The organism is Phaeodactylibacter xiamenensis (assembly GCF_000759025.1).
Classification (GTDB): domain Bacteria; phylum Bacteroidota; class Bacteroidia; order Chitinophagales; family Saprospiraceae; genus Phaeodactylibacter; species Phaeodactylibacter xiamenensis.
Genome location: NZ_JPOS01000079.1, coordinates 1 through 15,568, shown reverse-complemented (window position 1 = coordinate 15,568; position 15,568 = coordinate 1). Strand labels below are relative to the sequence as shown.

11 protein-coding genes are annotated in these 15,568 nt (G+C 49.9%); 6 read left to right on the top strand and 5 right to left on the bottom strand.

Annotated features, from left to right (window positions below; translation table 11 throughout):
* Nucleotides 1-148: 148 nt before the first annotated feature.
* The gene (locus IX84_RS20160) at nucleotides 149-2,242 is read left to right on the top strand and encodes a ComEA family DNA-binding protein (RefSeq protein ID WP_044224990.1); all 2,094 of its coding nucleotides are present in this window, start codon (nucleotides 149-151) and stop codon (nucleotides 2,240-2,242) included.
* Between the two features lie 6 nt (nucleotides 2,243-2,248).
* Here the strand turns inward: IX84_RS20160 and IX84_RS20155 are convergent, their stop codons facing one another.
* Nucleotides 2,249-2,977, bottom strand: coding sequence for a DUF2490 domain-containing protein (locus IX84_RS20155; protein ID WP_052516238.1), 729 nt, complete (start codon nucleotides 2,975-2,977; stop codon nucleotides 2,249-2,251).
* A gap of 269 nt (nucleotides 2,978-3,246) precedes the next feature.
* Here IX84_RS20155 and IX84_RS20150 point away from each other — a divergent pair, with 269 nt between their 5' ends.
* Both IX84_RS20150 and IX84_RS20145 read left to right on the top strand, forming a co-directional pair.
* The gene (locus IX84_RS20150) at nucleotides 3,247-3,891 is read left to right on the top strand and encodes a response regulator (protein WP_044224988.1); all 645 of its coding nucleotides are present in this window, start codon (nucleotides 3,247-3,249) and stop codon (nucleotides 3,889-3,891) included.
* A 98-nt stretch (nucleotides 3,892-3,989) separates the two neighbouring features.
* Entirely contained in the window at nucleotides 3,990-7,184 is a 3,195-nt protein-coding gene (locus IX84_RS20145) for a ligand-binding sensor domain-containing protein (RefSeq protein ID WP_081968861.1), read from the top strand.
* Nucleotides 7,185-7,529: 345 nt separating this feature from the next.
* Here the strand turns inward: IX84_RS20145 and phbB are convergent, their stop codons facing one another.
* Nucleotides 7,530-8,276: an acetoacetyl-CoA reductase gene (phbB, locus tag IX84_RS20140; protein ID WP_044224984.1), complete on the bottom strand. Its 747-nt coding sequence runs from the start codon at nucleotides 8,274-8,276 to the stop codon at nucleotides 7,530-7,532.
* 321 nt (nucleotides 8,277-8,597) lie between these two features.
* Here phbB and IX84_RS31910 point away from each other — a divergent pair, with 321 nt between their 5' ends.
* Nucleotides 8,598-11,042 (top strand): sodium:solute symporter family transporter, encoded by a 2,445-nt coding sequence (locus tag IX84_RS31910; protein ID WP_063978293.1) that lies wholly within the window; start codon nucleotides 8,598-8,600, stop codon nucleotides 11,040-11,042.
* Between the two features lie 9 nt (nucleotides 11,043-11,051).
* Here IX84_RS31910 and IX84_RS20130 read toward each other — a convergent pair whose 3' ends face one another.
* Both IX84_RS20130 and IX84_RS20125 read right to left on the bottom strand, forming a co-directional pair.
* Nucleotides 11,052-11,612: a DUF6794 domain-containing protein gene (locus IX84_RS20130; RefSeq protein WP_160213846.1), complete on the bottom strand. Its 561-nt coding sequence runs from the start codon at nucleotides 11,610-11,612 to the stop codon at nucleotides 11,052-11,054.
* Between the two features lie 278 nt (nucleotides 11,613-11,890).
* Nucleotides 11,891-12,958, bottom strand: coding sequence for a 3-oxoacyl-ACP synthase III family protein (locus IX84_RS20125; RefSeq protein ID WP_044224958.1), 1,068 nt, complete (start codon nucleotides 12,956-12,958; stop codon nucleotides 11,891-11,893).
* A 211-nt stretch (nucleotides 12,959-13,169) separates the two neighbouring features.
* Between IX84_RS20125 and IX84_RS20120 the strand changes: the two genes are divergently transcribed.
* Together IX84_RS20120 and IX84_RS20115 are read left to right on the top strand one after the other, a co-directional pair.
* Nucleotides 13,170-13,922: a 3'-5' exonuclease gene (locus IX84_RS20120; RefSeq protein WP_044224956.1), complete on the top strand. Its 753-nt coding sequence runs from the start codon at nucleotides 13,170-13,172 to the stop codon at nucleotides 13,920-13,922.
* Between the two features lie 30 nt (nucleotides 13,923-13,952).
* Complete coding sequence (locus tag IX84_RS20115) at nucleotides 13,953-14,372, top strand: aspartyl protease family protein (RefSeq protein WP_044224953.1); 420 nt, start codon at nucleotides 13,953-13,955, stop codon at nucleotides 14,370-14,372.
* Here IX84_RS20115 and coaD read toward each other — a convergent pair.
* Nucleotides 14,365-14,838: a pantetheine-phosphate adenylyltransferase gene (gene coaD / locus IX84_RS20110; RefSeq protein WP_044224950.1), complete on the bottom strand. Its 474-nt coding sequence runs from the start codon at nucleotides 14,836-14,838 to the stop codon at nucleotides 14,365-14,367. The two genes, IX84_RS20115 and coaD, sit on opposite strands and share 8 nt — an antisense overlap.
* Between the last annotated feature and the right edge of the window lie 730 nt (nucleotides 14,839-15,568).

Sequence of the window (15,568 nt, the reverse complement as noted above, 5' to 3'; positions counted from 1 at the left end):
AAGCGCTGCCACGCTCCACCTTTCAACTCCTTCAGACGGCATACCAGGCAAACAAACGTCCGGTAGCCTCCACTTTCTAAATTGAAGGGGCCGACCCGCCTGGTAACCAAGCTGAAATCCATATCTTTAGGCCACAACCAAGCACAACATGCGTTCACCCCTACTGCTACTACTGCTTAATGCCTTTTATTTTATTGCCGGTGCGCAAGTCGATTCCCTTGTACAACCTACTGACCCCGACCAGCAGGTGATCGAGGACTTCCTTCAGAATACAGAAAGCGAAGGCACTTTCGACTTCAATACCATTTTTGAAGAACTTGAGTTTTACCGCGAGAACCCCATCAACCTGAACACCATTACTGAAGGGCAACTACAGGATCTGAATTTGCTGTCGGATATCCAGATCCTCGAAATCCTCAAATACCGTCAAACCGCCGGAGATTTTATCTCTATTTATGAATTGCAGGCTGTGCCCAGCCTCGACCTGCAGACCGTACGCCGCCTGTTACCCTTTGTGCGGGTTAGTGGTGACCTTGATGACTACCAGACACCAATAGGGCAAATGATGCGCGAGGGGCGCAATGAACTCTACCTGCGCTGGTTCCGCATCCTTGAAGATCAGCGTGGATATACGCCACTTGGACAAGACGAGACCGGCTCGCGATACCTGGGCGATCCCAATCAGTTCTACATGCGCTACAAGCATGCCTACAGCAATCGGCTGAGCTATGGTTTTACGGCAGAAAAAGACCGGGGCGAAGAATTTTTCAAGGGCAGTAACCCCTATGGTTTTGACTTCTACTCGGCCCATGTTTTTCTCCGAGATTACAGCAAACGTATCAAGGCTATCGCCCTGGGAGACTATGCCGTCAGCTTTGGGCAGGGGCTGGTCCTGTACAGCGGTTTCGGCTATGGCAAGAGCTCCCTGGTGATGAATATCAAGCGGACATCACGAACCCTTCGGCCATACACTTCCGTAAACGAGTCCAACTTCCAGCGGGGTGCAGCAGTCACGCTGGCTTTCGGCGATCACATTGAGGTTACCGCCCTGGGCTCCCACCGCCGCCGGAGCGCCAACCTCCTGGAATCAGATACCACCGACCTCGAGGATCAGGTCCGGCAAGCCAGCTCTCTGGACCTCGATGGGCTGCACCGGACCCCCAATGAAATCGCAGACGAAGGCGCTATTGCCCAAACCACTATTGGCGGGCAGGTGAAATGGAACAACCGCTACGGGCATATTGCAGCAAATGCCCTTTACGAAGAGCTGGATGCTGATCTGACCCAATTTCGCCCAACTCCAAATAATCAGTTCGACTTCACCGGGAACAACCTTTACAACATCAGCCTTGACTACAGCTTTATTGTTCAGAATTTCAACTTTTTTGGAGAAACCGCCCGCTCAGCCAACGGTGCCATAGCCACAGTAAATGGCCTACTCATGGGGCTTGACCGGAATGTCGACCTCGCCCTGCTGGTCCGGCATTACCCTCGCCATTATCAAGCGCTCAACGCTAACGCCTTCGGCGAAACCTTCGGCGCCCAAAACGAAACCGGTGTGTATTTAGGCATGGAGGTCCGCCCCCACAAAAACTGGCGGCTGAGCGCCTACTTCGATACCTGGCGCCATCCCTGGCTCCGGTTTACCGTAGATGCGCCTTCTACCGGATACGAGTACCGCGGCAGGCTCACCTATTATCTAAAACGAGACCTGGAGGTCTATGTCGAAATCCGGGAAGAACATAAAGCGCAGAACATCAGCAAAATCGAAGGCAAAAACGACTTCACCCTTGACCGCCATATCTTCCAGGCGCGCTTACATGTAGCTAAAAAAGTAACGAAGGAGCTGGAACTCCGCAGCCGTATTGATGTCGGCTACACTGATAATGAAATCAACAACCGGCAAAGCGGCTTCGCGATTTACCAGGATGTACTCTACCGCCCCACAGCGTTCCCCTTTTCCTTCACCACCCGCTATGCACTTTTTGACACAGATGGATTTCAGTCCCGCTTTTACTCTTTTGAGAATAATCTTCTCTATACTTTTTCCATCCCGGCTTATTACAACCGGGGCAGCCGTTTTTACTTCAACCTAAGGTACCGGGGCATTCGCAATCTGACCATTGAGGGGCGGATTGCACAGACCTTCTGGAAAAACCAGGATACCTTTGGTTCAGGCAATGAGCAGATTGACGGACAGACCCGGACGTCTGTAGGCGCTCAGATTAAATATAAATTTTAGCACCACTTATCTGCGCAGGTCAAGATTGTAAGTCAGCCCCACCTGCAAGTCATGGTTTCGTTCATGACGTTGCCCATCGGCTTTCACAATATACTGGTTTAGATAACCCAACTGAAAATTGACCTGGGGGCTAATCCGGTAGCCCAAAGCGAGATACAGCCGGTTTTGACCAAGAATATTGGCATCTACGCCTTTGCCAAAACTGATAAATGGCTCTGCATAGGCAGATAGAAAAAAGGAGTGGTCTTTCAATTCCCGCTGCCCAAGTGGCAATATGGCCATCAGCCGGTACCGGGCCCTCTGCCGGAACACGTAATCATCCGTTCCAGGCTGCTCCAGAAAACGCTGCTCCAGGCGATAGCGGTGATTTACATAGAACCGCCCTACCCTTTGGTTGATCACCCACTGTTGCCAGATGCGGTGCTCCGTAAAAGTAGCAGCGATAGGCTGCTCCCCATAAGGGAAGCTCTCTATCCAGCCATAACCCGCGGTAAGCATGCTGTTTTCCGTCACGTAATAATCAAGCCCTACCCGCATCAGAGACTGCTGCCAGGTGTCCACCCATTCGTGTCGCCGCCATTGATATTCCGTGTGCAGCCCGAACTGATCCGAGAGGCGGTGGTTCCCAAAATACATGTACCAGGTGTTGTACTGCACCGCGATATCTTTTTGTGCATTCACGCCCAGTGCAGCCATAAAAAAAGCAAATAGGAAAATTGTACGCCGTAAGTCCATTCTGTTAAGTTTTGAGTAAAAAAGTGTTAGTCCGATGAGGTTCAGGCGTTTTCCATGCAAGTTGGGGGTAACGGCTGAATAATTCTGTGCACTGCTTCACATGAGTGAAAGTTAATACCAGGTTTCCACTTCGGAGCCTTGCCAGAGCGGGAGGCTGTATCTGTTTTTCGCTTTGTGTATGTTCAGATTTCATAAGGTTATAAGTAGATAATACTTATCTTTGGCAAGCCTGCAGTCCCGGGAGCCAAAACCCAATTAAAGCAAATGGTATGAAAAACATCAACCTGGGGATTATTGAGGACGAGCCAGTCCTTAGAAAAAATATTGACCAGTTTTTTTCCAACCTTCCCGGATTTAAGCTTCAGGGCAGTGCCAGTTCTGTTGAATCTTTTGTAGAAGCCGTAGCAGCCGCAACGCCCCTCGATATTCTTCTGCTGGATATCAGCCTCCCTGGTGGAATGTCAGGACTGGAAGGCATCACCCTGCTCAAGGAGCGTTACACTTCAGTAGATATTATCATGTGGTCTTCTTTCGAAGATCCTGATAAAATTTTCCGGGCCCTGCAGTCCGGTGCAGATTCCTACCTGATCAAGCGGGAGTCTCTAACTACGATCCGGGATGCCATACAAACTGTTGCCAATGGCGGGGCTTTTATGTCTCCGTCAATTGCCCGTAAAGTGATCGACCATTTCGCTGCACAAAGCCGTACCAACAGTAATACAACCCCGGTACTTACCGGCCGGCAGCTACAAATCGTAGATGGGCTGGTAAGTGGCCTGAGCTATAAAATGGTCGGGGCGGAGCTTGGCATTTCGGTTGAAACCGTAAGAGACCACATCAAAAAGATTTACAAACGCCTACATGTAAACAGTAAAGCGGAGGTCATCAGGAAGCGCATGAATGGTGAAATTTAAGGCCTTCAGGATAACCTGCAACAGGCAGGCCTTCCGATTCAATATTATTGACTATATTTAACGAATTGTGTAGTACATTATAAACTACGTCTTGCTTAATGCTTCTTGTAATCAGGTTTAAACCTTTATGCACGATCTTATTGTTGGGCTTTTTGCTCTTCAGGCAAGGTAGCCGTTCCTATGCGCAGCCTACCTTGCCTGAGGAGCATTACTCCCTGAATGACGGGCTTTCGGACCGAATGATCTCTGATATCGTTAAGTCACCTAATGGCCTGATATGGATTGGCACCAGTAACGGACTGAACCGATTTGATGGCTACGACTTTGTCACCTTTAGCAATACACCCTCCAGCCCTTACAAAATATCAGACGCCAACATACGAGGGCTGTCTATGGACCGGGAAGGGCGGCTTGTGATCACTTTCTACAGCAGCTATGCACTTTTTGACCTTCTTCATCCCGCTACACACGAACGGACCACGGTTCGTTTGCTGCCGGACAATGGTATTCAGGGAACGCCGCGGGATATCGCGGTTGACCCCTCCGGAAATATCTACGCGATCTCACTAAGCAATACCCACTTCAGCGTTTATGCCTACAAGGGTGTACAGGAATTCACCGAATTGTTCCAAATTCCCATCAGGCAGGGAGAATATATCCCTCACTTATCGCTGCTACCCCTCCGGGACGGCAGTTTTTTGCTAAATGACAGCCATAACGGGCTACGCCATTTCAATGCTAACGGCCAGTTGCTCAAGCACATCCAAAAAGAAGGTCCTGAAGCACCGGGAAAAGGAGGCTCTTATCCTGGTCTTACTGCTGTTTTTCATCAGGATATCAACGGTAAAGTCTGGTATTCGCTGAGGGGGCAACGTGGAATGTATCATTATTTACCCGGTGAGCGAAGGCTGGAGTATGCCGAACAGCTCCCCACCGGGAAGCGCTACACCCGGATTTGGGAAGACTTAACCGGAAATTTACTCCTGGCCAATTCCGCAAATACCAGTAGTGGTTTCCCGCTGGAAGACCTCACCTGCATCCGCCCTGATGGTAAGCAGTTTGATTTTGACCATTTACTGAGCACGAGTAAATATATTGTCAGCGCTGCCAGCCAGGACTTTTTCGAAAACCTTATCCTGGGCATTGACACCGGCTTGAAGATCGTTCAAAACCAGCAGTTCAAAATCCGGAAGCTACTGGCAGACCAGCTGGGTTCTGACCAAAGAGGAGCTATCATGAGAGGGGTTACCGGCAACGGGACCGATGAGGTATACTTCGCCCGGGAAGTGGATGCCTGGTACCGTTTCAATCCCCAGACGTTCGAACTTGACACCTTGCAAATGATTGACGAGCAAACCGGAGAACAGGTGACCTTATCTTGCGGCAGGAACATCGAGATCGGCACCGATGGTTACATTTGGGGGCTTTCCTGCATCAATGGGCGTAACGGGCGGTTACTGCGGTATGATCGTACTACCTGTATGGTACGTACTTACCTGTTTGACCATAAATTCACCGCCTTTACCATCGCCCGGAACGGGACCATCTGGCTGATCGCCGAACCAGACACCCCCAGCGGGCTGCTCGTGTCTTTCGACCCCATAGCCGAGCGGTTCGAAGAATACTACGACTGGGAAAGCAACAACCCACTAAGTGAAGCTACCCCCCGCTACATTCTGGAAGCCCACGATAGCATCCTTTGGATCGGTACTGAAAACGGGCTTTACTCCATCAATCCGAATACCCGTCAAACACGGTCCTATCAGGTTGGCAAGGGCAATGACAACCAACTAGGGAGCAATATCATCTACGCCATACACGAAGATGAGCAGCACCGGTTGTGGCTGGGAACAACCAATGGATTCAATATTTTTGACCCCCAGAACAACAATTGGAAGCATTATAACCAACAGGATGCCCTGGCCAGCAATATCGTCTGTGGCTTCGTACCCACTCCGGAGGGAAAATACTGGATCAGCACCTACAACGGCTTATCCTTCTTCGACCCTGACCAGCAGACTTTCCGGAATTTCTACAAGGAAGATGGATTGAGCCATGACGAATTCAACCGGCATTCTTTCTATACGGATCTTCTCGGCAACATTTACCTGGGCGGCGTCAATGGCATGAATATCTTCCGAACAGAAGACCTGGTCAGGGAAGTCAGGACCCCGGCACCTGTCCTCACTTTCTTCTCCCGTTACAGCAACGATCAGGACAGTATGATCAGAAGGATCAGCAACCTAAATACGGACCATACGTTTATTATTGGCCCCGACGATACCCAATTCACCTTTCAGTACACATTGCCCAATTATACCACTCCGCGCCGAAATCAGTTTAAAACCTGGCTGGAGGGTATTGACAAAGGCTATATTTACCAGGGCAGAGACAACACCAGCAATTATTACAACTTGCCCGCTGGTGATTACCTGTTGCACATCAAAGGGGCTGATGCAAACGGTAACTGGAGCAGTGAAGCACTGACAATCCCCATACATGTCAATCCGCCCTGGTATAAGACTTATGCTTTTATATTATCCGGGGCACTGGTGTTCTTCCTTGTTCTGTATTCCTTGTTTCAGTACCGGCTGAACCGCCGCCTGGAGATGGAGCGCATGCGGACTAAGCTCTCCAGCGATCTGCACGATGAAGTCAGCGGACTGCTCGCCAGCATCGCTATGCGGACAGACATTCTTCAATTCAAAACCCAAGACGCCGAAAACCAAAAAGATCTTAAATGGATAGGTGAAGTCAGCCGTACCGCCATGTCTAAAATGAGTGATGTCATCTGGTCTATTGACTCCCGGAGAGACAAATTTGAAGACCTCTTGATCAGAATGAAGGAACATGCCGCAGAGATCCTGGCGCCACAACATATTGATTACCGGTTTAAAGTTGATCATCTAGATACCAACAACAGGCTCAAAGTGGACCTTAGGCAAAACCTTTACTTTATCTTCAAGGAAGCCATCAATAATATTGGCAAGCATTCCTGGGCTACAGAAGTGCAAATTCATCTCCATAACGAAGGACAGGAGTTTGTGATGCACATAGAAGACAATGGAAAGGAAATCCGGAAGCAGCGCACCGCTCCAGAAAATACCAGACAGGCTGCTATGAGCGGGCGGGAAGCGGTAAATACACTGATACAAGAGCGCCTCTCTTCCACAAAAACCGGCCAGGGGTTGTCTAACATCCGAATGCGGGCTGAGCGTATAGGCGCATCTTTACGGCTGGCAGAGTCGGACCGGGGGTTTGTGGTCCGTATCCGGTGCAGAAAATTCGCGTAGCAGTGCTTAAAAAAAGCCAGTGTTCAGCGTACCGCCAATCACTGGCTTGATTGACATTAAGAGCGTGTTGGGACTTTAGTAATCGGTCTGTCCCGGTGCACCGGGACACTTTTTCGCTTATACTTCGCCCCGAAAATCCTCATTTAGCTTTGGCTAAACTCCGGTTTTCGGGTCTCGTCTAATCAAAAAATTGCTAGTTTTCGACTAGAAGACCAAAATCCCAACACGCTCTAAGAGATAATATGTTAGCATCTCTAAGGCCTTCAAACCCTGCACCAATGTGCAGAGAGGACCGTTTGATATTGTCAGATTCCAAAACAGGTAAAGGGGATTAACTCTTTCTAATCAGTACACATGCTGGCCACCGTTGATTGCGTAATTGGCCCCGGTAATAAAGGCCGCATCCTTTGAAGCCAGAAAAGAAACAAGGTGGGCAATTTCATAAGTGCCACCGAGCCGGCCGATGGGGATGCCTTTGACAATCTTTTCCCGTACGGACTCATCTACTGCCATGACCATATCTGTGGCAATATAACCCGGAGAAATGGTATTTACCGTTACTCCTTTTCGGGCCACCTCAATAGCCAGTGTTTTCGTAAAACCATGCATGCCCGCCTTCGCTGCAGCGTAGTTGCACTGCCCAAACTGAGCACGTTGCCCGTTAACAGATGAAATATTGATAATCCGCCCATAGCCCTGCTCAATCATTGGGTTAATGACGTGCCGACAGCAGTTGAAGACACTGTACAAATTGGCTCTCATAACCGCATCCCAGTTTTCAGGGCTCATTTTCTTAAATGCCCCGTCCCGGGTAATACCCGCATTATTGACCAGAATGTCAACGGTGCCCAGTTCTGCCTCAATTTGCTCTATCATATTGCCAACCTGAGCAAAATCAGAGACATCCGCCTGAAATAGTTGGGGCGCATAGCCTGCCGCTTCCATTTCTGCCTTCCATACTTCTGCTTTATTAGGGCTTCGGTAGTTAGCTGCCACAACGTAGCCATCGTCCATTAATTGCTTGACCATATCGGTTCCCAGCCCGCCTGTGGCTCCGGTTACCAATGCAATATTCTTTTTGTCTGTTGTCATGATACCTGAGATTTTTGGTGTATTGGTTTACACTTTTACTTTCAAATACAAATATATAGATATCTATATCTTTTTAAAAGTTGTTTGCTGCTGATTTTCATCACCCCGGCAATGGGTCAACCCCTGCCAGCCTGCAAAAGAATCCTCGTACAAGACCATTGCATGCACTAGCTTTCTCAGTGCTCATCCACGGTAATACCACTCAAATTTTTAAATAAAAGTACTTAAGTCCACCCCGTATTTTTATTTATAAATTCATCAACTGACCTGCTTTTCATTGGTTTTCTTCTATTTTCATCAAAGAAAATTAGCACTCAATAAATGGCTTCACAGGAACTGGTATGGGCCACTGCAGGCCTGCTCGCCCTCTACGGCGCAGCTATTCTATTCTTTGTCATCCGCGGCGCAATGCGGACGACCTCCATAGCAGACTATGCCCTTGGCTCAATTCAGTTTTCCCCTGTGGTCGTCGGGTTGTCTCTCGCTGCTTCAATGACAAGCGCTGCTACCTTTATTATCAACCCCGGCTTTATTGCGCTGTATGGCATCAGTGGGCTGCTGGCATTTGGGTTGGTGATGCCACTTGGCATTTACCTCTCGCTCATTGTACTGACTAAAAGCTTCCGCAAGCATGGCGCTACGGTAAAAGCGCTCACTATGGCGCAGTGGATCGGCAAACGCTATGGCAGTAAGCAATATGCCCTGTTTTTCGGGTTCCTGTCGCTCCTGCTCATCACCTTTATAGTGTTGATTTGTGTTGGCCTGACTAAAGTTCTGGCCAAAGCCCTGAATGCAGAAGAGCTATACGTCCTCATCGGGCTGATCGTGTTTGTCTTTGGTTACATGATGTTTGGCGGGGCCAACTCTATGGTCTACACCAATACCATACAGGCAGTACTGATGACGATCGTTGCTTTTATTCTGCTGGGGTCCGGGTATGAGCACTTCAGCGATGGGGTCAAAGGGTTCCTGGATAAGTTGGCTGCCGTTGACCCTCTGCTGGCATCACCCGTTAACCCAGAGAGTTTTCTGTTCCGGGACTACTTTGAGATTGTTTTTTGCTCCCTGATTGTTGGTATTGCCATCGTATGCCAGCCTCATATAATCACCAAATCACTACTGCTCAAAGACGAGCGGGACGTCAACCGGTACCTGCTCACAGGCATCCTGGTAGAAACCTTATTCTTTTCCGTTGTGTTGGCCGGGCTTTATGCCCGCCTTCGGTTTCCGGACCTTACTGCAGATGGCGCCCCCATTAGCATGGATGGCATCATCCCGACCTATGTGGTTACGGAGTTCCCGGTAATGGTGGGGCTGGTCGTCATCCTCGGTCTGATTTCTGCCGGCCTCTCAACCCTGGAAGGCCTTATTCAGTCCTTATCTTCAACCATAACATCAGACATTATCGACCCGGTGCTCGGCCACAAGCTGGGGGCAGGCCATACCAAAGCAAAGCGGCTTGTTGCTATTAATAAAATAGTTATTGTCATACTCGCAGTCATTTCCATAGCTCTTTCCTACGAGCAGCTGATTCATCCCAGCCTGAGCGTGGGCATTTTTGCTCAGAATGGAGTCTATGCTTATTTCTCTGCAGCCTTTGTACCTGTATTGATGGGCATTTTCCTGAAGGAAGTCCCCCGTCAGGCACCGATAGCGGCAAGCCTGACTGCGGTTCTGGTCCACTTTGGCGTCTACTACGGGCGCATTGGCTGGTATATGCAGGCCGAGGTCCGCAATCCGGCCGTAGCCGTGACCTTTGCTATACTGGCTTCACTGCTTGTTGGCGGATTAGTGTACCTCTGGCTGCGGCCAAAGGAAGGTAAAAAAGCAGCAGCACGCCCGAAAAGTCCGCAACAAAGTGTAGCTTCGCCTCCCCCTGATTCATCAGCAACCTCATCAGCAATGGCTTTGGCACAAGCTTCAGAATGGCACCGCTTTATAGATTTGCCCAATGGCACAAAGGTTCATTACACGGACCGTGGCAAAGGGCGTACCACACTGCTGATGGTGCATGGGCTGGGCAGTAACCTGAAGGCCTGGGACAAGGTCATTCCACAGCTGTCGTCCGATTATCGGTGCGTTGCGCTGGATTTGCCGGGGTACGGGCTGTCTGACAAAGGCGACTATTCTTTTGATATTCCATTTTTTGCCGAAACCCTTTTACAATTTAAGGAGGCGCTGAAGCTCCGGCAGCCGGTCCTCATCGGTCATTCCATGGGCGGGCAGACCAGTATTTTTACGGCACTCCAGGCACAGGAACATTTTGCAAAGCTCATCCTGCTGGCCCCGGCCGGGTTTGAGCGTTTCAACTCGGCTGCACGGGAGTGGTTGCGGACCTTTTACAAACCAGCGTTATTGCGCGCTACGCCTGTCCATCAGATTGAGCGCAACTTCCACGCCAATTTCCATCAGTTCCCTGCTGATGCGCAGTTCATGATCGATGAACGCATGGCATTAAGAGCAGATACGGAAGCTTACGTACAGTACTGCAACATGATCCCCAGATGCGTCCTCGGCATGCTTGACCACCCGGTTTTCGACCGCCTCCCGGACTTGCAACTCCCCACCTTAGTCTTGTACGGAAAAGAGGATGCCCTTATCCCCAACAAAATGATCAACCCTGGCCTGACCACAGAGAAGGTAGCCCGGGAGGGAGCAGCCCAACTCCCTAACGCCAGGCTTTTCTTTGTGTCTAAGTGCGGGCACTTCATTCAATGGGAATGTGCCGATGAGGTAGTGGCGCACATCCGGGCCTTTCTCAAATAAGGGCTAAGACTATCGTTGTTTACGAAGCTCCACTGAATCCCGGTTCAACTGCCGTTTTCCTTCGTAGAGGATTTCTGCAGATTCCATTCGCTTTTTCCGTTCTGCTTCCCGGGCTTCCTGCAGCGCAATAACCTGTTCTTTTACTTCTATTGGTTTTTTATTCAAGCTTCGGTGCATGGACCGGATGATGAGCCGCGCCATGTCATCAGGATGGTGCACGCCCATGTCTTTGAGGGCCACCGAAAGACGAGACCCCCCGTAAAAGCCCCAGTTATGAATAATCCACCGCCCGAGGCTAAAGTGTAACTTGCGAACGGCTTCCTCCTCCTCCGCCATACGAAACTTCTGGAGCGACTCCCGGTCTGCAAGTTTATTCAGTTGAACAATAGCGTCGCTCAGGTCCTTGGGGATGTATACCCCATACAGGTATTCCTGCTTAATGCGCCGCTCATAAGCTTTGTCATACTCAGCTTCCGTAGCCACCGGTTCCTCCTGTGCATGCAGTACAGATGCGCCGGCCAGTAAAAAGCCCAAACAAAAAAATAACACCTTTTCCTTCATTTTCCTCATTGGTTGATTTCGTAGATAAAACTGTTTTCGGGCTTACCGTATTGTCTTTTCCGGCCAGCGAATCCACATAACCCTGCACCAGGCAGCCATCCGTTAAAGTCTGTCAGGCAAAAAAAATCCCCGCTGCAATGAACGGGGACCAAAATTAATGTGCTATGAAAAAGTTAATACAACTTCCGTGAATAGAAGATGAACAGCTAACATACAAAATTTGGCAGGGAATGCCCAGAAACAGATAGGAAACCTCCTGTTTAGCATTCCTGTCGCTTTGGTTCAGCTTACCATCTGATCAGAGCTGCGCCCCAGGTGAAACCACTGCCAAAAGCAGCCAGGCACACCAGGTCACCATCCCTGACTGCGCCGGACTCCCAGGCTTCGCAAAGCGCGATGGGCACAGATGCCGCAGTGGTGTTGCCATATTTTTGAATGTTATTCCAAACCTGCTCATCCTTAAGCCCCAGGCGCTTTTGCACGAACTGGCTAATGCGCAGATTGGCCTGATGAGGCACGAGCATATTGATGTCTTCTTTCTTCAGGCCCGCTTTCTCCAGGGCCTCCATGATGACCTGAGGGAATTTCTGCACGGCCATTTTGAATACGAACTGCCCTTCCATATTCGGGTAGATCTGATCGTTGTCGAGCATGTGCTGATTCAGGAAAATCTCGCCAAATTCAGCATCCGAATAGCCATAATCGACTTCCTCACCGGTATATTTTTTATGGTAGCCACCGTGGGAGCCGGGGTTGATAAAGGCCAGTTTTTCTGCATAGGTACCATCCGAGTGCAGGCAGGTTTGGAGCACGCCCTGACCTTCTTCTTCAGTGGGCTGTAGCACAACCGCACCGGCACCATCGCCAAAAATGACAGTCACACCACGGCCCTCTGTGCTAAAATCCAGGCCCATAGAGTGCATTTCTGCGCCTACCAGCAGTACGTTTTTGTACATGCCGGTCTTCACAAACTGGTCTGCTACAGACAGCCCATACACAAACCCACTGCACTGATTCCGGATGTCCAGCGCGCCAATCTCGGTATTAGTTATACCCAACTCGCGCTGCAGCAAAACACCACAGCCAGGGAAATAGTAGTCCGGGCTGAGGGTGGCGAAAATGATAAAATCTATATCTTCCTTACTGATCCCGGCACGTTCGATGGCAATCTCAGCGGCGCGGGCCCCCATGGTGGTCGTAGTCTCTTCGTGTTTGGTGCCATACCGGCGCTCTTTAATGCCGGTCCGCTCCTGAATCCACTCATCACTGGTATCCATGACTCTGGTTAAATCGTCATTGGTTACCACTTTATCGGGCACGTAGGAACCAATGCCCCCAATTTTTGAACGAAGCATAAGTTTTGGTTTTAAAGGCCAGGCGCCCACTTTTGGGCCACTCCACCTTGTATCATAATTTTGTAGACAATACGCTGCTGAATATTTATTCAGAAGCGGGCGTTAAAATCGAAATTTTATTACAAATCGCCAAACACTTACGCCCCCATATCGCTCCCGATAGGATTTGGTAGCTGTATTTATTTTATTTTTGTCAAAAATCGCATCTTCTATGCCTGATATAGCCAACATTCTGTTCCTGGATATCGAAACCGTTTCAGGAAAGCCTAATTTCGATGGGCTCAATGACGACCTCAAAGCACTCTGGACCATCAAAGCCAATCAGCTGGCGCGTGGCCGGACCGAACCACTAACTGAAGAAGAGGTAGCAGAATCTTATACAGAAAAGGCTGGCATCTTTGCAGAGTTCGGAAAAATCGTTTGTATCTCCGTTGGTGTGGTACACCGGGATAAAGCAGAAAAAAAACTCAAAATCCGGCTCAAGTCCTTTGCCAGTGAAAATGAAGCCGAGCTCCTGCAGGGCTTCTCACAGATGGTCTTCAAGTACTACAACGACTCCAATAAATTCGGTTTCTGCGGGCACAATGCAAAGGAGTTTGACATCCCCTACATCTGCCGCCGCCTCATCATCAACCGCTTGCCCCTGCCTGCTCCGTTTGACTTATCGGGCAAGAAACCCTGGGAAACCAAGCACATCATCGACACGATGGACATGTGGTCTTTCGGCGACCGTAAGAACTTCACCTCCCTGAAGTTGCTGGCAGCTGTGCTGGGCTTCCCATCGCCCAAAGATGACATCGATGGCTCGCAGGTAGGCCGGGTATACTGGGAAGACAAGGACCTGCGGCGTATTTCCTTTTACTGCGAGAAGGATGTGCTGGCAACCACTCAGCTCTACCTCCGTTACAAGCTTATGCCGCTGCTGGAAGAAGATCAGGTCGTGCACGTGGACGGGGAGGATTGATTATGATGGCAGTGTTTTGTAATTTGTAGCATGGGAAAAATTTATGCAACAATAAGGCTCATTAATACCCGGGATGTCGTTCTGGCTGATGCCAAAGCGATGGATAAAGCGGCCATTAGAAGCCTTGAGCTTAGCATTCTGGTAGATAGCGGCGCGTATAACCTCGCTATTAATGAAACCATCAAAGAACAGCTTGGCTTACCGATTATTGATGAACAAGTCTTCGAATTGGCGAATGGACAACAGGAAAAGTATCCAATCGTAGGCCCCATTGACATCCAATTTGAAAACCGGGCTACAACCACCAGAGCAGTCTTGCTGCCTGGGGACAATGAGCCCCTATTGGGCCAAATCCCTCTGGAGGATATGGATGTAGTGCTTTTACCCCGCGAGGAGAAAATGATTGTCAATCCCAAAACCCCGCTCATCGCCCGTAAAGAGCTTAAGTAGACTTAAAGCGCTCCCGCAGGGCCTCGGGCACAAAGGGCGTTGCATCTCCCCCGCCAATAATGATTTCCCTTACGATTGTGGAGCTAATGTGGGAGTAGGCCGGCTGACTAATCAGAAAAATAGTTTCTATCCCCTCCCCAACGATGTTATTCAGTTGGGAAATCGTCTTTTCATAATCAAAGTCAGAGGCATTCCGCAAGCCGCGCAGCAGGTATCGCGCACCAATCTGACGGGCATAGTGTGCCGTGAGGCCGGAGAAATGCCCGACTTCCACCTTGGGCTCATCTGCGAAGACCTCCCGGAGCCACTCCAACCTTTCCTCAAGGGAAAAAAGGTACTTCTTCTGGCTGTTGACGCCGATAGCAACAATGATTTTATCGTAAAGCGGCAGAGCGCGCTTGATCAGGTCGACATGACCAATGGTGATGGGGTCGAAGGAACCTGGAAAAATGGCGATGTTAGACATGTAGTTGAGCTTGGTGGCTTTTCGGGAATTGAGTACAAAAATATAAAAATCGGGCAGACTGGGTATTGGGAATAGGGTTTAGGTGATTTTTCAGGGGCGCTTCAGCGAGGCAAGCCTTGGTGGAAAAGATCAGCGGCTTCAGTTTACTATTGCCGTGCGCGGCGTGAGGGAGAACACGGATTAGACTGATTGCGCAGATTTGCACGGATTTCGAGCAGGGGCATAAGAGCGGGGCATGTTTGTGGGGCGGCACTGGGTTGCAAAGATTAGTGGTTTCAGTGTACTATTGCCGTGCGCGGCGTGAGGGGGAACACAGATTAGACTGATTTCGCGGATTTTCGCGGATTTCGAGCAGGGGCATAAGAGCGGGGCATGTTTGTGGGGCGGCACTGGGTTGCAGAGATCAGTGGTTTCAGTCAGATCAGCGGCTTCAGTTTACTATTGCCGTGCGCGGCGTGAGGGAGAACACGGATTAGACGGATTGCGCGGATTTTCGCGGATTTCGAGCGGGGGCATAAGAGCGGGGCATGTTTGTGGGGCGGCACTGGGTTGCAAGATCAGTGTGATCAGTCAGATCAGCGGCTTCAGTGTACTATTGTCGTGCGCGGCGTGAGGGGGAACACGGATTAGACGGATTGCGCGGATTTTCACGGATTTCGAGCGGGGGCATAATAGCGGGGCATGTTTGTGGGGCGGCACTGGGTTGCAAGATCAGTGTGATCAGTCAGAT